General features: G+C 70.7%; 19 protein-coding genes. 9 read left to right on the forward strand and 10 right to left on the reverse strand.

Annotation, left to right across the window (positions count from 1 at the left end):
* Positions 1-10: 10 nt before the first annotated feature.
* The 5 genes from malQ to AB0B85_RS14560 form a co-directional block, all read right to left on the reverse strand.
* Complete coding sequence (malQ, locus tag AB0B85_RS14540) at positions 11-2,080, reverse strand: 4-alpha-glucanotransferase (RefSeq protein WP_357407247.1); 2,070 nt, start codon at positions 2,078-2,080, stop codon at positions 11-13.
* Positions 2,081-2,265: 185 nt separating this feature from the next.
* Positions 2,266-3,474: a sn-glycerol-3-phosphate ABC transporter ATP-binding protein UgpC gene (ugpC, locus tag AB0B85_RS14545; protein WP_357407249.1), complete on the reverse strand. Its 1,209-nt coding sequence runs from the start codon at positions 3,472-3,474 to the stop codon at positions 2,266-2,268.
* A 10-nt stretch (positions 3,475-3,484) separates the two neighbouring features.
* The gene (locus AB0B85_RS14550; protein ID WP_357407251.1) at positions 3,485-4,321 is read right to left on the reverse strand and encodes a carbohydrate ABC transporter permease; all 837 of its coding nucleotides are present in this window, start codon (positions 4,319-4,321) and stop codon (positions 3,485-3,487) included.
* A 1-nt stretch (position 4,322) separates the two neighbouring features.
* Positions 4,323-5,306, reverse strand: coding sequence for a sugar ABC transporter permease (locus AB0B85_RS14555; RefSeq protein WP_357407253.1), 984 nt, complete (start codon positions 5,304-5,306; stop codon positions 4,323-4,325).
* Positions 5,303-6,589, reverse strand: coding sequence for an ABC transporter substrate-binding protein (locus AB0B85_RS14560; RefSeq protein WP_357407255.1), 1,287 nt, complete (start codon positions 6,587-6,589; stop codon positions 5,303-5,305). Before AB0B85_RS14560 ends, AB0B85_RS14555 begins: the two co-directional genes overlap by 4 nt.
* Before the next feature lie 213 nt (positions 6,590-6,802).
* On the opposite strand from AB0B85_RS14560, the gene AB0B85_RS14565 reads away from it, so the two are divergent.
* The 6 genes from AB0B85_RS14565 (at position 6,803) to AB0B85_RS14590 (ending at position 9,837) form a co-directional block, all read left to right on the forward strand.
* Entirely contained in the window at positions 6,803-7,180 is a 378-nt protein-coding gene (locus AB0B85_RS14565; protein ID WP_357407257.1) for a PadR family transcriptional regulator, read from the forward strand.
* Positions 7,181-7,183: 3 nt separating this feature from the next.
* Complete coding sequence (locus AB0B85_RS14570; protein ID WP_357407259.1) at positions 7,184-7,879, forward strand: hypothetical protein; 696 nt, start codon at positions 7,184-7,186, stop codon at positions 7,877-7,879.
* A gap of 198 nt (positions 7,880-8,077) precedes the next feature.
* On the forward strand, positions 8,078-8,185 hold the full coding sequence (locus AB0B85_RS14575) for a DUF397 domain-containing protein (protein WP_357407261.1): 108 nt from the start codon (positions 8,078-8,080) through the stop codon (positions 8,183-8,185).
* A gap of 12 nt (positions 8,186-8,197) precedes the next feature.
* Positions 8,198-8,899, forward strand: coding sequence for a VOC family protein (locus tag AB0B85_RS14580; protein WP_357407263.1), 702 nt, complete (start codon positions 8,198-8,200; stop codon positions 8,897-8,899).
* Positions 8,900-9,082: 183 nt separating this feature from the next.
* Positions 9,083-9,514: a hypothetical protein gene (locus AB0B85_RS14585; RefSeq protein WP_357407265.1), complete on the forward strand. Its 432-nt coding sequence runs from the start codon at positions 9,083-9,085 to the stop codon at positions 9,512-9,514.
* A gap of 47 nt (positions 9,515-9,561) precedes the next feature.
* Entirely contained in the window at positions 9,562-9,837 is a 276-nt protein-coding gene (locus AB0B85_RS14590) for a hypothetical protein (protein ID WP_357407267.1), read from the forward strand.
* Between the two features lie 22 nt (positions 9,838-9,859).
* On the opposite strand, the gene AB0B85_RS14595 is transcribed toward AB0B85_RS14590, so the two are convergent.
* The 3 genes from AB0B85_RS14595 to AB0B85_RS14605 all read right to left on the reverse strand — a co-directional run bounded on the left by AB0B85_RS14595 (position 9,860) and on the right by AB0B85_RS14605 (position 12,449).
* On the reverse strand, positions 9,860-10,645 hold the full coding sequence (locus tag AB0B85_RS14595) for a L,D-transpeptidase family protein (RefSeq protein WP_357407269.1): 786 nt from the start codon (positions 10,643-10,645) through the stop codon (positions 9,860-9,862).
* Positions 10,646-10,995: 350 nt separating this feature from the next.
* Positions 10,996-11,706, reverse strand: a complete 711-nt coding sequence (locus AB0B85_RS14600) for an HAD family hydrolase (RefSeq protein WP_357407271.1) — start codon at positions 11,704-11,706, stop codon at positions 10,996-10,998.
* 113 nt (positions 11,707-11,819) lie between these two features.
* The gene (locus tag AB0B85_RS14605) at positions 11,820-12,449 is read right to left on the reverse strand and encodes a TetR/AcrR family transcriptional regulator (protein WP_357407273.1); all 630 of its coding nucleotides are present in this window, start codon (positions 12,447-12,449) and stop codon (positions 11,820-11,822) included.
* Between the two features lie 344 nt (positions 12,450-12,793).
* On the opposite strand from AB0B85_RS14605, the gene AB0B85_RS14610 reads away from it, so the two are divergent.
* Together AB0B85_RS14610 and AB0B85_RS14615 are read left to right on the forward strand one after the other, a co-directional pair.
* Positions 12,794-13,996, forward strand: coding sequence for a low temperature requirement protein A (locus AB0B85_RS14610; protein WP_357407275.1), 1,203 nt, complete (start codon positions 12,794-12,796; stop codon positions 13,994-13,996).
* A 78-nt stretch (positions 13,997-14,074) separates the two neighbouring features.
* Entirely contained in the window at positions 14,075-14,569 is a 495-nt protein-coding gene (locus AB0B85_RS14615; RefSeq protein ID WP_357407277.1) for an N-acetyltransferase, read from the forward strand.
* Positions 14,570-14,574: 5 nt separating this feature from the next.
* Here the strand turns inward: AB0B85_RS14615 and AB0B85_RS14620 are convergent, their stop codons facing one another.
* A complete protein-coding gene (locus tag AB0B85_RS14620; RefSeq protein ID WP_357407279.1) occupies positions 14,575-15,042 on the reverse strand; it encodes a hypothetical protein in 468 nt (155 codons plus the stop codon).
* 76 nt (positions 15,043-15,118) lie between these two features.
* Entirely contained in the window at positions 15,119-15,919 is an 801-nt protein-coding gene (locus AB0B85_RS14625; RefSeq protein WP_357407281.1) for a hypothetical protein, read from the reverse strand.
* A 100-nt stretch (positions 15,920-16,019) separates the two neighbouring features.
* On the opposite strand from AB0B85_RS14625, the gene AB0B85_RS14630 reads away from it, so the two are divergent.
* Positions 16,020-16,676 (forward strand): HAD family hydrolase, encoded by a 657-nt coding sequence (locus AB0B85_RS14630; RefSeq protein WP_357407283.1) that lies wholly within the window; start codon positions 16,020-16,022, stop codon positions 16,674-16,676.
* The last annotated feature ends 134 nt before the right edge of the window (positions 16,677-16,810 follow it).

The raw sequence follows: 16,810 nt of genomic DNA on the forward strand, positions 1-16,810 counted from the left end.
CGGGCCGACGTCAGTCCTCGGCCGGCGCGGTGTTGGCCCGTCGGGGCCGGGCGGTGCTGAGCAGGTCGACGATCCGCGCCACCCGGGGGTCCGTGCGGATCTCCGCCACGGTCGCCGGCAGCGGCAGTCGCCAGTTCGGGTACTCGTCCACGGTGCCGGGCATGTTGGGTTGGCGCACCTCGCCCAGCACGTCGTAGAGGGAGACGCCGAGCAGCCGGGCCGGGCTCGCGACGAGCGCGGCGTGCATCGCCACCACCACCTCGCCGTCGGGTGATGTCGCCGCCGGCCGGCTCAACGCCGAATCGGAGGTCGCGGCCGGCTGGCCGAGCGCCGGGCCGGAGGTCGCGGTCGGGTCGGGCAGCGCCGGGTCGGGCAGCGCCGGGTCGGGCAGCAGGCCCTCGGCCCGCAACATCGCGAGCAGGCGCTCCCGGTCGGCGGCGGCGCGGGCCCGCTCCACCGCCACGTCCGTGCCGAGCAGTTTCAGCTCGTCGCGCACCCGCACGTGCTCGCCGGTGAGGAAGCCCGGTGCGGTCGGCAGGTCGTGGGTGGAGATGGTGGCGAGCGCGTTGCGCGGCCAGCGGGCCGGCGGGACGAAGTCACCCTCGTCGTCGCGGGCGAGCCACAGCACCGTCGAGCCGAGCATGTTGCGGCCGCGCAGCCCTCGGGTCACCGCGGGCTGGACCGTGCCGAGATCCTCACCGACCACCACCGCGCCGGCCCGGTGCGCCTCGAGCGCGAGGATGCCGAGCATCGCTGCGGCGTCGTAGCGGACGTAGGTGCCCTCGGCGGCCCCGCCGCCCGGCGGCACCCACCACAGCCGCCACAGGCCGGCGACGTGGTCGATCCGCAGGCCGCCCGCGTGCCGCAGGGTGCGGCGCAGCATGTCCCGGTAGGCGGCGTACCCGGTCGCGGCGAGCCGGTCCGGGCGCCACGCGGCGAGGCCCCAGTCCTGGCCGAGTTGGTTGAAGTCGTCGGGTGGGGCCCCCACCCGCACACCCTGGGCCAGCACGTCGGCGAGCTGCCAGCCGTCCGCGCCGCCCGGATCGATGCCGACCGCCAGGTCGTGCACCACGCCGACCGGCATCCCGGCCGCGCGGGCCGCCGCCGTGACGGCGTCGAGCTGCTCATCGCAGAGGTGCTGCAGCCAGGCGTGGAAGGCCACCCGGTCGGCGAGCTGGCGGCGCTGCTCGGCGACGGCCGGGGCGTCCGGGTGGTGCAGTTCGGCCGGCCAGGCCCGCCAGTCGTTACCGTGCCGCTCGGCCAGCGCGCACCAGGTGGCGAAGCTCGCCAGCGCCGGGTCCGCGGCGAGGTCGACCGGCTCGGCGTGCGGGTGCAGCAGCTCGAGGGCGTGTCGCTTGGCCGTCCACACCTCGTCGTAGTCGATCCGGGCAGCGCGGTCGGGGCGCAGGGCGTCGACCACCGCCCGGGTCGCCGGGTCCGCCGCCCGGTACGCGGCGGTGTCGCTGACCCGCAGGTAGAGCGGGTTGACGAAGCGTCGGCTGGCCGGCGAGTAGGGCGAGGCAGCGACCGGGTGCGCCGGCCCGACCGCGTGCAGCGGGTTGAGCAGCACCAGCCCGGCGCCGGTGTCACCGGCCCAGGTGGTGAAGTCGGCGAGGTCGCCGAGGTCACCCATGCCCCAGGAGCGTTCCGAGGTGAGCGCGTAGAGCTGGAGCAGCCAACCCCAGGTGCGCGGCGGCACCGGCAGCCGGCGGGGCACCACCACGAGTGTCACCTCCCGGCCGGCGCAGGCCAGCCGGTGCCAGCCCAGCGGGAGGTCGGCCGGCAACTGACCGTCGACAGTGCGCCGACCACCGTCCTCGAGGGTCACCACCGCGGAGCCGGGCAGTGCCCGGGTGGCGCCGTGGGTGAGCACCACCGTCTCCGGCAGCGCGTCCCGGTCGACCGCGCGGGCGGCGGCGAGCGCCTCGGCGATGGCCGCCGGGCTGGTGGCGTCCACGTCCAGCAGGCCGAGCACGCCCACGACGGTCTCCGGTGCGACCTCGACGCGGCGGTGCCGCCAGTCCTCGTACCACGTGGACACGCCGTGCGCCGTGGCCAGCGCGGCCAGTCGTCGGTCCATCCCGCCCCCCGCCTCACGATGCGACCTTCGACCACCTTGCCACGACCTGCGGCGCGGCGCAGGACACGATCGGGGGCCGGCGGGTTCACCGCCGACCCCCTCGTCAGGATCCCCGTTGCGGGGGCATCCCGCACGGCCCGACACCGGCACGATGATCGAGTGCGATCGGGGTGCCGGATCCGCTGTCAGTCGGCGAGCGCGCCGGCCGCCCGCCCCTCGCGCAGGGTCAGGTTGCGGCCGCTGGCCGGGTCGAACAGGTGGATCTTCTCCAGGTTGAACCAGACCCGGCGCGACTCTCCCTCGGCCACCGGCGACTCGGCGGACAGCCGGGTCACCAGGTTGTCGCCGCCACCGGCGAAGTCGGCGGCGCCGGCGTCGGCGGCCAACTCCTCCAGCTCGGCGGCGCTGGCCTTCTCGCCCTCCACGGTGAAGTAGACGTACTTGTCCGAGCCCATCGACTCGACGATGTCGACAGGCGCCTCGAACTCCATGCCTCGGCGGCGGGTGTCGTCGTCGACAAGTTCGGCGTCCTCGAAGTGCTCGGGGCGGATGCCGAGGATCAGCTCCCGGGGTGCGTCGGCGGCCTCCAACTCGCGGCGGACCCGGTCGCCGAGCGGCACGTCACCGAGCGCGGTGTGCAGCCGGCCGTCCTGGACGGCTGCGTGCAGGAAGTTCATCGACGGGGAGCCGATGAAGCCGGCCACGAAGAGGTTGCGCGGGTGGTCGTAGAGCTCCTGCGGTGCGCCGACCTGCTGCACCGCGCCACCGCGCATGATCACCACCCGGTCGCCGAGGGTCATCGCCTCGGTCTGGTCGTGGGTGACGTAGACGGTGGTCGTGCCGAGTCGCTTCTGCAGCCGGGACACCACTGTGCGCATCTGCACCCGCAACTTGGCGTCGAGGTTGGACAGCGGCTCGTCCATCAGGAACGCCTTGGGCTGGCGGACGATCGCCCGGCCCATCGCCACCCGCTGGCGCTGCCCGCCGGAGAGGTTGGCCGGCCTGCGGTCCAGCAGCGGGGTCAGCTCCAGCACCTTGGCCGCCTCGTCGACCTTGGAGTTGATGGTCTCCTTGTCCAGCTTCGCCAGCCGCAACGGGAACGCCATGTTCTCCCGCACCGTCATGTTCGGGTACAGGGCGTACGACTGGAACACCATGGCGATGTCCCGGTCCTTGGGGGCCTTGTCGTTGACCCGCTGGCCGGCGATGCGCAGCTCGCCGGAGCTGATGTCCTCCAACCCGGCGATCATGTTGAGGGTGGTGGACTTGCCGCAGCCCGAGGGGCCGACCAGGATCACGAACTCGCCGTCGGCGATCTCCAGGTCGACGTCCTGCACGGCGACGGTCCCGTCCGGGAAGCTCTTGCTCACCTTGTCCAGCACGATGTCAGCCATGACTACTCACCTATCCCTTGACGGCGCCGGAGGTCAGACCGGACACGATGCGGCGCTGGAAGAAGAGGACGAACAGGATGATCGGTACGGTGATCACCACGGCGGCGGCGCAGATCGCCCCGGTGGGGTCCTCGAACTGTGACGCGCCGGTGAAGAACGACAACGCGGCCGGCACCGTGCGGGACCGCTCGGTGGAGGTCAGCGAGATGGCGAACAGGAAGTCGTTCCAGCAGAAGATGAACACCAGGATCGCCGTGGTGAACAATCCGGGCGCGGCCAGCGGGGCGATCACCCGACGGAACGCCTGGGCCTGCGTGGCGCCGTCCATCTTGGCCGCCTTCTCCAGGTCCCAGGGGATCTGCTTGAAGAACGCCGACAGCGTGTAGATCGCCAGCGGCAGGGCGAAGGTGATGTACGGCAGGATCAGCCCCGGCCAGGTGTCGAAGATCTTGAGCTGACGCTCGATCTCGAACAGCGGGGACACCAGCGACACCTGCGGGAACATCGCGATCAGCAGGGAGACCCCGACCAACAGCTTCTTGCCGGGGAAGTCCAGCCGGCTGATCGCGTACGCGGCCATCGCACCGAGCACCACAGCGATCAGCGTGGCGATCAGGGCGATGCCGATGGAATTGACGAGCGCTCGGACGAACTGGTCGGTGTCGAAGATCGTTCGGTAGTTGTCGAGCGTCCACTCCCGCGGGATGAAGTTCCCGTCGGTGAGGGTGGCCGACGTCTTGAACGACAGCGACGCGATCCAGAGCACCGGGATGAGCGCGAAGACGATCACGAGGACGTCCAGCAGGCCCCAGCGCAACTTCGCCCGGGTGGTGGTTTCGACAGCCATGTCAGCGCCTCTCCCCGTCGTCGCTGCCGGGAGCAGCGGTGCCGAACAGCTTCACGAAGACGAACGCGATGATCGCCACGGTGATGAAGATCAGCACCGACATGGTCGAGCCGATGCCGAGGTTCAGGCCCCGGATCAGGTTGTTGTAGGCGAGCATCGACACCGACGAGGTTTCGTTGCCCCCGGCGGTCAACACGAAGATGTTGTCGAAGACGCGGAAGGCGTCCAGGGTGCGGAACAGCAGCGCGACAAGGATCGCCGGCTTCATCACCGGCAGCATCACCTTCGTGAACTTCTGCCAGGCGGTCGCGCCGTCGGTGGAGGCCGCCTTGAGCAGGTCCTCCGGCACCAGCGCCAGCCCGGCCATCAGCAGCAGCGCCATGAACGGGGTGGTCTTCCAGATCTCCGCGAGCATGATGATCGCCAGCGCGCTGGCCCGCTCGGTGAGCGGCGCACCGTCGCTGAACAGCTCGGCCAGGTAGCCGGTGCCGGGCGTCCAGGCGTACCGCCAGGAGAACGCCGCGACGACAGTGACGATCCCGTACGGGATGAGCGCCGAGGTGCGGACCAGGCCGCGGCCGACCAGGGTGCGGTGCATGATGATCGCCAGGCCCATGCCGAGCACCAGTTCGACGACCACGGTGACCACGGTGATCAGTGCGGTCACCCCGAACGCGGTCCACCAGAACTCGTTGGTGAGCACCGTTACGTAGTTCTCCAGCCCGATGAACTCACGTTCGTCGGGGAAGCGCAGGTCGAAGCGCTGTAGTGACAGCCAGACCGAGTAGATGATCGGGTACGCGGTCACCGCGACCATCACCAGCGCGGCGGGTGCGCAGAGCAACCAGCCGAGCCGGCGTTCGGCCTTCTTGTTCTCGCTCAACGGCGGCTTACGGCGGCCGCCGCGTTGGGTGGGCACGGCGGCGGGCGCACGGGTCTCCTGGGCGGCGACGTCCGCGCCGGTAGGCGTGGCGTTGATGCTCACGGCAGGACCCCCTTCGACTGGAGGGCGTCGGCGATGGCGTCGCGTAGCTCGTCGGCGGTCTGCTGCGGCCGGATCCCCGACGGCGGCGACAGGATCGCCGACATCACTGTGGAGATGCTCTGGTACGCCGGCGTCAGCGGACGGGTCGCCGGTTCCTTCAGCTCTTCCAGGATGGTGTCCTTCATCGGGTACGCCTCGGTCATCTCCGGGTCGTCGAAGACCGCCTCGATGGTGGGCGGCACGCCGTCCTTGATCGCGGAGAACTTCTGGTGCTCGGCGCTACGGATGCACCGGGCCGCCTCGAAGGACATCTCCGGGTGCTTGGAGTACGAGCTGACCGCCAGGTTGACTCCGCCGATGGTGACCTTGCTGGGGGTGCCCTCGTCGACGCCGGGGATCCGCGCCCAGCCGACCTGCTTGGCCAGGTCCGGGTTGGCCTCCTGCAGGGCCGGGTAGACGAACGGCCAGTTCACCTGGAACGCGCCCGAGCCGGACTGGAACTCCAACCGGACCGGGTCCTCGGTGGCGTTGCTGAACGACGGCGAGGTCACGCCCGACGTGGCGAACTTCTTGAGCTGCTCCAACGCCCGGACCGTGCCCTCGTCCATCACGGCCTGCGTACCGTCGTCGTTGAGGATCTTCCCTCCGGCGCTCTCGGCCAGGGTGTTGTAGAGGACGACCAGGCCCTCGTACTGCGCCCCCATGGTGAGCACCTGGTACGGCTTGCCCTGGTCCTTGAGCTGCTGGGCGGCGCTGATCATCTGGTCCCAGGTGGTCGGCGGTTGCGGCACCAGGTCCTTGCGGTACCAGAGCAGCTGGACGTTTGTGTTCTTCGGTGCCGCGTACAGTTTGTCCTGGTAGCGGGCGGTCGACAGTGGCCCGGCGAGGGTGCCCTGCTCGATCTCGGCCTTGTCCTGGCCGGTCCACTCGCGGATCCAGTCGGCGCTTGCGAACTCCTGGGTCCAGGTCACGTCCAGCCCGAGCAGGTCCATGCCGCTGTCCTCGGCGGCGAGCCTGCGCACCATCTGCACCCGCTGGTCGTCGGCCTGGCGGGGCAGCACCTGGTAGGCGATCTCGTAGCGCCCCTGGGCCTGCGCGTTGCAGTCGTCGACGACCTTTTGCAGGTTCTGCTCGGGCGGGTAGTACAGGTTGATCGTCGGTGGGCCGCCGTCGTCGCCCGCGCCGCACGCGGCGAGCGGTGCGGCCAGCGCCAACGCGGCAGCCGCCGCGCCCAGCCGAACAATCGGCCGGCGTCGGTGTCGAGCCGTTTCGGGGTCCGTCATCGCCCTCCCCCTCTCCTCGGCGAAAGACCGGGGAGGGCGTCCGTGCCCCGGTGCACGGCGAGCCATGTCCAAGTCGACGAGCTGCGAAAACGCCCCGGCCCGGAAGCTCTGTGCGGCTACTCTGCCCCACCCGCGAAGTCGCGAAACCTGCTGTCACAGCGGAAGTCCGTTCCGGTATATCGCGACGCCAAATAGCGAGGTAGTATGTGTCGCATGATAGGGGCGGAGAGCCAGCCGATCGACGACAACGACCGGCAGACCCAACTACTGCGGGGCGCGCTGGACATGTGTCTGCTGGCACTGCTGGCGCGCGAGCCCGCGCACGGCTACGAGTTGGTGCGGCGGATGGAGACGGCCGGCTTCGGCGCCATCAGCTACGGCACCATCTATCCCCTGCTGACGCGGATGCGCCGACTCGGCCTCGTCGCTCACAAACAGCAGGCCAGTCCGACCGGCCCGCCCCGAAAGGTCTACGCGCTGACCGGGTCCGGTCAGCTCCACCTGGATGCCTGGCGGAAACAGTGGGACCGCTTCACCGACACCGTCGACGCCGCCCTCCGCCCGCTCGACCACAACCCCACGAGGAGCTGACCCATGGACACCATCGACTGCCTGCTGAGCGAAGCCGACCAGGCGTGGCGTGGGTACGGGGTCGGCGCGGCCGACCGGGCGGCACTCGCCGCGGACCTGCGCCTCGACCTGCGGGCCGCGGCCTCCGACGGGGGCGATCCCGCCCAGTTGATCGGCGGCGACGTGGCCGGCTTCGCACGGCGGCTCGCCGACGAGGCGGGCGTCCGACGGGTGCGCGGCGACTACTGCCGCGTTCTCGGCACCGCACTGACCGGCGCGGTGCTCGGTGCCGTGCTCGGCTACGGCCTCCTGATGGCGGCCTACCCGGTCTTCGTCCGCATGGTCGACATCCCCCGCTCGATCGACGTACCGATCCAACTCGCCGTCGCCGTCTACTACGGCGTACCGGCCGTTGTGGTCGCCGCCGGAATGGTCATCGCGGTACGGACTCGACTACGTGACCTGCCCATGATTCGGCGGACGGCTCGGATGATGACCGTCTTCGTACCGGTGGCCTGCATCATCATCATGCCGATCACCATCGGTTTCGCCTGGGCCACCGGCTACAGCTTGGCCCCGTCAGTGGTGGTCACGGAGATCGCCCTGGTCCTGGCCGCACTCGCGGGCGCCACGGCACTGGCACGTCACCTGTCAGTGCGCGAGGGCCGGGCCGCCTCCGACACCTCGCACCCGGACACCACCAGAGTCAAACCCGCCTGACGGTACGAGCGTCACCTGCGTGGTGGCAGCGACCGAGGCGCTGACCATGGCGACCGGCAAGGACCTGGCGCTGCTGCACCGGACGACAGGGCGATGCACCGACCGACGTCGCTAAGCTGGCGAAGACGTGGGAGATCGTGCGGAACGCGGCGTTCCCCGCCGGCAGTCAACCGAGCTGATCAAGGGAGTGGCGAAGTCATGGACATGCTGACCCCACAGTGGCGCAAGTCGACCCGGTCCGGCGACACCCTGCGTGTCGATCCGGCGGCCTGGAAGGCTTTCGTCGGTTCGGCCAAGCAGCACTGACCCGGCCGACACATGATCGCGCGCTTCAAGGATCTCTGTCTGGACGCCGCCGACCCACTCGCCCTCGGCGGTTTCTGGGCCCGGATGCTCGACGCCGACGTGGCCGACGCTGGCGACGACGACACCCGGGTCGACCCCCGCTCCGCAGGCTCACCTGCCGAATCGATCTGGGTGAACAAGGTGCCCGAGCCACGGGTCGGCAAGACCCGCGTACACCTGGATCTGCGGTTGGCCGACGCGGACCCGGCGGCGCTGCTCGCAGCCGGCGCCCGGCTGGTCCGCGAACCGGCCGGCGCGGCGACCTGGTGGGTGCTCGTCGACCCGGAGGGCAACGAGTTCTGCGCGTTCCCGGCTCGCGAGGGCGCCCGGCCGGGCCCGTTCGAGCTGGTCGTCGACTCGGCCGACCCGCTCGCGCAGGCGACCTGGTGGGCCGGCGTGGTCGGCGGCACCGTCGAGGACGAGTCAAGCCACGCGGGGATCAGCGGCGCGGCCGGCTTCCCCTGGGACTACTGGGTCTTCGTCGGGGTGCCCGAGCCCAAGACGGTCAAGAACCGGCTGCACTGGGACGTCGACCTGGTCGACCCGGAGCCCACCGCGCTCATCGACGCGGGCGCGACCCTGTTGCGGGAGCCACACCCCCAGGCCCGCTGGTGGGTGCTTGCCGACCCGGAGGGCAACGAGTTCTGCGCCTTTCCGCCGCACCCCATCGGGTAACTGGCCGACTACCGGGGGCGGGCGCCGTCGGCTAGCGTTTTCCTCACGCCGCAGCCAGGGCGCTCGCCGCCGCCGTCGACACGCCTCCGGCCGACCCCTGCCTGCCCGATCGGTTGGTAATCGCGGGAACGTCCCACCGCCGCTCCCCCGGTTCGGCAGGATCGTCCCAACGAGGAGGTGCTCGTGCAGGACACCCGCGCTCTCGCCCTGACGTTCGAGGTGAGCGGCCTGCCACCGGTCAAGACCGAAGCGTTGTCCATCTTCGCCGCCGGGCATCGGCAGGCGACGAGGGTCCGCACCCTGCTCCAGGCCGCCCTGGCGGCGGCTCAGCGCACCGGCTGGACGCCGTTGCCCGGGCCGATCGAGGTGGAGCTGGTCCTGCGATGCCCGCCCGGGCACCGCACGGCCGACGCCAGCACCCTGCTCGGCGGCGTCTGCGCCGTGTTGCAGGACAAGAAGCGGGTGTCGTCAATCGGCCTCACCCACCTCGGTGTGCTGGTGGACGTCGCGCTCTACCACGACGACCGGCAGATCCGCCGATTGTCGTACCAGGAGAAGCCGGGCGAGGACTTCTCGTACCAGGTGCGGGTCGCCGCCGTGCCGGACGGGGTTTGACCGACGATCGCGGTGGGGTATCGCGGACGCCGATGAAGGGAGCACCGATGTCGGAGCCACATGTCACGCTCGACCCACGCGGGCTCGACCCGGTCCAGCAGAAGCTACGGGGCCCGCTGGAAGAGCAGTTGACCTCGGCGCTTCAGGCGGCCACCGACCGGGTCCGCGCCGGCTACGGCGGCGAACCGGTCGAGCAGGTCTGCCAGCGACTGTTGGAGGAGACCCGCTCCGGGTTGCATCCCGACATCGCCGCCGGGTTCAACCCGGACATGGACGAGTTCTGTCGGGTGGCGGTCGCGATCGTCCGGGGCGAGACCTCCTGAGGCCGGGCCCGCACGACGCTGGTCAATATCGGTCAAGCTGCGCGTACGGGCTGAGCACGATGCGCGGCGAGAGTGCCGGGTCCAGCCAGTTGAGCACGCCGACCAGGTGGTCGTGGGCGAGCGAGACGCAGCCGGCGGTGGTGTTGCCGGCGCTGACCCGGAACTGGTGCAGGAAGATGCCGCTGCCCGCGTTGGGGATCGGGGTCGGCACGTTCGGCGGCATGTTGTAGGTGATCACCGCGAAGTGCGTGTACGAGGGGGTCTCCTGCCACAGCGCCTCGCTGGCCCCACCCGGGCTGGTCGAGCTGTGCTGGAAGGTGTTGTAGCGCGGGGAGGACGGGTTCTCGTTCCACCAGTCGCCGCTGACCAACTGGTGATAGGGGTAGCGCACTCCCGGGTTGGCGGCGATGCCGTACATGGTGGGGCCGATCGAGTAGACACCGGTGGGGGTGGTCGGCACGCCCTCCACGTGGTTGTCGCTGAAACCCCTGGAGCCGAGGCGGGCCGGCAACGCGGCCGACGCCGGCTGCCAGCGGTCCCGGATCCGCACGTACGCCTCAAGGGTGGCGTACGTGGTGGTGTAGCTGTCGGCGCCGACGACGAGCACCTGCCGAGTCTGTGTCGGCAGGGTGGTCAACCGGGCGGCCAGGTTACGGCGCGGGGTGCTCGGTCCGCTGCGGCGGGGCGGCGGCGTGGCAGCCTCGGGCGGCCTCGGCCGGGTCGCGCCGAGCGCGGGCGTCGTCGGGGCGAACAGGACAGGTGCCGCCAGAGCCGCGGCAGCGCCAGACAGGAGTGCTCGGCGGTTCATCCCGTCATCCTCACAGTCCAACCGGCGCGCGGTCTGCCCGGCTCGCCGGTGGCGGGGTCGATCCGTGGCCGGGTCAGGGCCGGGTCCGCAACTACCCGGTCCTGACCCGCTGCCGTCCGGATGGGAGCGGACAGCTCCGGCACTCAGCTCCACGGTGCCAGCCGCCGAACACCGGCGCGCACCCCCGGCAGACACCCCGAATGCCGTGAGCGCCGAGCCAGGTTAGGCCGAGCCGGACCGGGCGGACAAGCAGTGCCGGGCGACCGACGGCGTGCCTGAGCCCAGTGTGAAAATCAGACAAGTCTCCGTAACGCGACCATGATCGCTGACGCTGTTGGCTTTCGGAACGCTCAGAAGTGCCGCACCAGGTCGCGGAACGCGGCGAGCCGCAACACCCCGGCGTCGGTGGGGTCCAGTTCGTCGTGCTCCAACACCCAGGTGTTCTCGTTCGGGATGAAGACCGCGTTCAACCCGGCCGCGCGGGCCGGCAGGATGTCCGACTTCGGGGAGTTGCCGATCATCCAGGCCCGGGGCGGATCAAGGCGGTGTTCCCGGACCAGCCACCGGTACGTCTCGACGTCCTTCTCGGCGACGATGTGCGCGGCCCGGAAGTGGTGCAGCAGCCCGCAGGCGTCCAACTTGCGCTGCTGATCCGCCTTGTCCCCCTTGGTGAGCAGCAGCAGCTCGTGCCGGCCGGCCAGCTCGTCGAGCGCGTCGGCCACCCCGGGCATCAGCTCCACCTGGTGCTCGACGAGAGCGACTGCCAGACGCTCGATCTCCTGACGCTCGGCGTCGGTGGCCGGCCGTTCGCGCAGCCGCTCCAGGCACTCCGCGAGACTGCGCAGGAAGACCTTGCTGCCGTACCCGTGCGCCACCGTGTTGGCCCGCTCGATGTCGTCGAGGATCAGCCGGATCTCGGTGCGGTCCAGGGTGGGGTGGTCGAGCCACTCAAGGAAGTCGTCGATCACCCGCTCGAAGACGACGTTGTTCTCCCACAACGTGTCGTCCGCATCGAAGATCAGCACCTGCGCCTGCCGCCGCGCCACCGCACCGTCCGTCATACCGTCTCCCCTCCCCCGTGACGTCACCCGCCGGGTCGAAGGGACAGGATAGGCGGGAGATCGGCGACGGGGGGCCGGCCGACCGCGAGCGCACGGACTGACCGCACCGTCGGTCACGGCCAGCGCAGCATCTGCTGAGCGATCAACACCTCGCGTTCCTCCTGCCCCTCGGGGCGGAGCCGACCACCCCGGGTGAGCATCACCACGCCGTGCAACAGACTCCAACCCACCTCGGCGAGGGTGTCCGGGTCGCGCCCCTCGGCCAACGGGGTCAGCGCCGCGCGCAGCTCGGCGAAGACCGCCCGCGGCGCGGCCGGGACGCCATCGACGCCGAGGGCCAGGTCGGGGGTCAGCGCGAGCATCGCGTCATAGACCTCCGGATTGGTGTACGCGAAGTCGAGGTACGCGGTCGCGACCGCCGGCCAGGCCCCCTCGGGGCTGCCTGTTGCCTCCGCGTGCGCCTCCGCCAGATCGGCGGCCAGATCGGCGAAGGCGCAGACGGCCACGGCGGCGAGGAGTGCGTCAAGATCCGGGAAGTGCCGGTAGAGGTCCCCGACGTCAACGTCGGCCCGCTCGGCGAGCCGCCGGGTGCTCACCCCCGCCCAGCCCTCCGCCTCGGCCAGCTCGCGCGCCACGGTGACGATGAGGTCACGCCGGTCCCGTTCGGTGGCCTGCTCGCCAGATCCGGGCACACAGAGGTCACGCCGGTCCTGTTCGGTGGCGTTCTCGGCAGGTCCGGGCACGCAGTTGAGCGTAAGGGCGGACACCGAGCGCAGCCGGCTGGTGACGGATTGGCGACTGTTTGGGCCGGTCAGACCAGCAATGCCAGCCGGCCTACGGGGGGGCGCCGGCAGGTTCGGCGGCCAGGGAAACAGCGGCGTCGCCGCCCGGAGCTGGGCACCCTCGCCGCGCCTGTTGCGAGCCCGCGTTCTCGGTGTGGTCGCCGCATGACCTTACAACCGTCGTAAGGCGAACAGGTCAGCTTCTCCGCCCCACGTGCCACCGCCAACCGTCAGTCGTTAGGTGAGGAGATCACCACGACGGGAGGGCACGTGGTCGTTGCACGGCACCGGCCCGTGGCGGACGGATGAGCGACCGGCGCGCCGAAGGGCTGGTGCGCAGCGCCGCCAGCCGGCAACGAGCGACGTTCCTGGAACTCTTCCTCGACCTGGTCTTCGTCTTCGCCCTCACCCGGATCTCGGCCCGGGTGATCAGCGACTTCACCGACGGCCAGCGGGGCGTGTACGCGGGCCTCGGTCAGGCCCTGCTGCTGTTCCTGGCGCTCTGGGCGGTCTGGTCGCTGACTGCCTGGTCGACCAGCTGGCTCGACCCGGAGGCGCCGATCGTCCAGATCGTCATCGTGATGACAGTGGTCGGCGCCATGACGATGGCGGTCGCGGTCCCCGACGGCTTCGGCGCGCGGGCACCCCTGTTCGCCATCACCTACGTGAGCCTGCAGATCGGCCGGGTGATCTACTTCCACCTCGCCGCGCACGGCCGACCGGACCCCCGGCAATCCATCCGGGTGCTGTTCTGGCTCGGCATGAGCGCGCCACTCTGGGTCATCGGTGCCCTGGCCGCCGAAGGAAACGTCCGAGGGCCACTCTGGACCGCCGCGGTGCTGATCGACTACACCGGCCTGTTCCTCGGCTGGCCGACACCGCGACTCGGCGCGCGACGGCTCGGCGTCCAGGCCATCGCGGCCGAGCACCTGGCCGAGCGGTACCAACAGTTCCTGCTCATCGCCCTCGGTGAGGCGATCTTCGTCATCGGGCTGGCGTTCAGCGGCAGCGAGTTCCACGCCGACCAGACGGGCGGCTTCCTGCTCGCCATGGCGAGCACCGTCCTGCTGTGGCGGATCTACTTCCACGTCGCGGGAGGACTGCTGGACGCCGCCATCGGCCACTCCCGCGACGCCGCCCGGCTCGCCACCGACATGGCCTTCACCCACCTGATCATGATCGCGGGAATCGTACTGACCGGCGTCGGCTTCGAACTGGTCATCACCGAACCACTCCGGCACCTCTCGGCGGCCTGGCTCATCGCCATCCTCGGTGGCCCGGCGCTCTTCCTCGCCGGCCGGGCGGCCCTGGAATACCAGGTCTTCGCCCGGGTCTCCCCATCGCGCACGGCCGGCCTGCTGACCCTCGGCCTGCTGGTGCCGGTGGCACCGCACCTCAACCCGCTCATCGCCAGCGCCGCCACCGCCGTGGTACTGCTCGCCGTGGTCGGCGCGGACTCCCGACGGTCACGTCGGCGCGCGCCGGAAATGCCCACCCCGCCTTACTAGACAGGTAGTTCAGCGCACCGCCGCCGGTCGTCGTGGCCAGTCCTGGAGGCAAGAGGCAAGAGGCCTAGGGTCTGGCGTGTGATCACCGTACGCCGGGCGACCATCGACGATGCCCGGGAACTGGTGCGGCTGCGCGGGGTGCTGCTGACCGCCATGGACGGGCGGGCGCCGGAGCCCGGCCCGTGGCAGGACGAAGCCCTGCGGGCGCTGCGGCGACACCTCACGGATCCGGAGGGTTCGCTGGCGGCATACGTGGTCGACAAGCCAGACGTGCCCGACGAGCTGGCGGCGTGCGTGGTCGGCGTCGTCGAGCACCGACTCGGCGGACCGATCAACCCCAGCGGTGCGACCGGGTACGTCTTCAACGTCGCCACCGACCCCGACCATCGCCGCCGCGGTTACGCCCGAGCCTGCCTGGAGGCCCTGCTGGCCTGGTATCACGACCGTGGGGTGACGGTGATCGAGTTGAAGGCCAGCGAGGACGGGGAGTCGATCTACCGCGCCCTGGGTTTCGCACCCACGGCCGCCCGGACGCTGCGACTGGTCATGAATCATGAGCCACCTCGCCCCTGAGCGGGTCAGGGCTCGCTGATCGTCTTGATGCCGTGCGTCCGGAGCAGCGCGGGCATCGGGTCGGCGAGGTGTGCGCGTGTCGGTCGCCAGATGCGTGCCACGGTGACGGACGCATTGGGTCCGGGTACGTCGTAGGGGCCGCCGCGGGGATACACCACCAGGGAACTCCCCCACATTCCGGAATTCTGCCAGCCCATCCGCTCGATCTCCGGCCACGCGTACGAGCGCCGCAAGCCGCCCCGATCGCGCACCAGCAGACCGGTGTCGTCAGCCAACACCGCGTTGCGCCGTTGGAGGAACGCGAGAACTATCGACACGGCGCCGAGCAGCAACCCGCCCCAGCTGACCCAGTCGAGCAGCACCGCGCCGACGATCAGCCCGATCAGGACCGCAGCCGGCACCGCGACGGCGGGCCAGACCCGGGACTGCCCGAGTACGAGCACCTCACCCACCGGCTCGGCCGACTCCCCCATGGACGTTCACGATAGTGAATGGTCGACACGTTCGGCGCCGTCGGCGCAGCGCCAGGAAACGTGGGCGGAGCACGCTTCAGCGGGCTACCGGCAAGGGCAGACAGAGGCCGAGTTCGCCGCCCTGGGGCACGTACGAACGGAACGACGGCTGGAGGGCCCGGCCGCAGATCGAGCACCAGTCGTCCAACTCGCCGACCGCGCTGAGCCTGTCGAGCACGCCGGACAACCCAGCTCTCGCTCGGGAGAAGCACCGCAGCACCCAGTGGTCCGTCCCCGCCGGCCAGCCGCGGAGCGAGAGGTGTGCGGCCACCTCGCCGTCGTACCACCAACGGTCGGCCGGGCCGGTGGCCTCGGGCACCTCGGGGACACCGGTCACTGTGACCGTCGGCGGGACCAGGGTCTCGGTCTCGTAGGTGAGCGTGACGTGCGGCCAGAGCCGCACCTCCGCCAGCAGCGCGTGCTTCTCCAGCCGCTGCTGCACGGCACTGTCGATCAGCCGGTACGGCCACTCACCCGGGGCCATGGCGGTCCGCCCGTCGAGCAGGACATCGACACCCCAGGTCCAGTCCCCGTCGACGGCTGCCGGGAACATCCACCCGTGTTCGGCGGTCCAGCGGAAGTACGCCTCACCGTCCAGGCCGTACTCCATGTGGTTGCCGTTGGTCCTGAGCCGGTAGGCGAGCCCGCCGTACCGCTGCTCGAACGCGACGGCGACCGCGACAAGCTCGTCGGGCACCACGGCCAGCGGCCCGTCCGGTCCGTCCGCGCTCGCCAACCGCCGGACTTGCTCGACCGGGGTGCTCGGCCACCGCTGCCCGTGCGCGGCGAGGAAGCGGGCCACCCTCGCCGACAGGGCCGGATCGTCAAGGACATGCACCGGCACACGGTACGACGTGAGTGCCATTCCCTCGCCCCCTGTCCACAGGCGACAAGCGGCTACGCTGCACCGACATCACGACCGTGACCCGGGGGGCGCAGTGATCAAGGCGGTTTTCTTCGACGTCGGTGGCACGATCCTCGACGAGTCCCGCGAGTTCGCGACCTGGGCCGACTGGTTCGGTGTGCCCCGGCACACGCTCTCGGCCGTCCTGGGCGCGGTGATCGCCAGAGGGCTTGATTATCAGGAGACGTTCCGGGCCTTCCGGCCCGACTTCGACCTGGACGCCGAGCTTGAGCGGCGGGCCGCCGCGGGCCAGGCCGAGTCGTTCGGCGAGGAGGATCTCTACCCGGACGCCCGGCAGTGCCTGATCTCCCTCAAGGAACAGGGCCTGCTCCTGGGCCTGGCCGGCAACCAGCCGGCGCACGCCGAGGCGTCCCTTCGCGCCCTCGACCTCCCCGTGGACGTGATCGGCACGTCGCACGGGTGGGGAGTGGCGAAGCCGTCGCCCGCCTTCTTCGAGCAGGTCGTCAGCGCCGGCGGCGGCGACCCGTCGACGATCCTGTACGTCGGCGACCGGCCCGACAACGACGTACGCCCGGCCCAGGAGCTCGGCATGCCGACGTGCCTGATCCGGCGCGGCCCGTGGGGTCACATCCTCGACCTTCCCGACGTGGCCGCGCAGTGCCTCTTCCGCATCGACTCGCTCGACGAGCTGCCGAGCCTGGTCGCCAGCCACAACGCCGCGTGCGGTTAGCGCAGCCCGCTGCGCGCTGCGCGCATGATCGTGCTCGATCGAGGATGTGGTGGCCTCCGGACGCAAGGACACCACCACAACATGGATCGAGCACGATCATGGCCGCGGCGGCCCCGGACTACGCGCGGCGCGGA

This window comes from Micromonospora sp. NPDC049044 (genome assembly GCF_040649215.1).
Lineage (GTDB): Bacteria > Actinomycetota > Actinomycetes > Mycobacteriales > Micromonosporaceae > Micromonospora.

Coding starts and splice junctions, on each gene's coding strand:
- AB0B85_RS14550 (WP_357407251.1), bottom strand. CDS start 4,321: ATGGCTGTCGAAACCACCACCCGGGCGAAGTTGCGCTGGGGCCTGCTG.
- AB0B85_RS14570 (WP_357407259.1), top strand. CDS start 7,184: ATGGACACCATCGACTGCCTGCTGAGCGAAGCCGACCAGGCGTGGCGT.
- AB0B85_RS14560 (WP_357407255.1), bottom strand. CDS start 6,589: ATGACGGACCCCGAAACGGCTCGACACCGACGCCGGCCGATTGTTCGG.
- AB0B85_RS14600 (WP_357407271.1), bottom strand. CDS start 11,706: ATGACGGACGGTGCGGTGGCGCGGCGGCAGGCGCAGGTGCTGATCTTC.
- AB0B85_RS14620 (WP_357407279.1), bottom strand. CDS start 15,042: ATGGGGGAGTCGGCCGAGCCGGTGGGTGAGGTGCTCGTACTCGGGCAG.
- AB0B85_RS14575 (WP_357407261.1), top strand. CDS start 8,078: ATGGACATGCTGACCCCACAGTGGCGCAAGTCGACCCGGTCCGGCGAC.
- AB0B85_RS14580 (WP_357407263.1), top strand. CDS start 8,198: ATGATCGCGCGCTTCAAGGATCTCTGTCTGGACGCCGCCGACCCACTC.
- AB0B85_RS14595 (WP_357407269.1), bottom strand. CDS start 10,645: ATGAACCGCCGAGCACTCCTGTCTGGCGCTGCCGCGGCTCTGGCGGCA.
- AB0B85_RS14565 (WP_357407257.1), top strand. CDS start 6,803: ATGATAGGGGCGGAGAGCCAGCCGATCGACGACAACGACCGGCAGACC.
- malQ (WP_357407247.1), bottom strand. CDS start 2,080: ATGGACCGACGACTGGCCGCGCTGGCCACGGCGCACGGCGTGTCCACG.
- AB0B85_RS14590 (WP_357407267.1), top strand. CDS start 9,562: ATGTCGGAGCCACATGTCACGCTCGACCCACGCGGGCTCGACCCGGTC.
- AB0B85_RS14610 (WP_357407275.1), top strand. CDS start 12,794: ATGAGCGACCGGCGCGCCGAAGGGCTGGTGCGCAGCGCCGCCAGCCGG.
- ugpC (WP_357407249.1), bottom strand. CDS start 3,474: ATGGCTGACATCGTGCTGGACAAGGTGAGCAAGAGCTTCCCGGACGGG.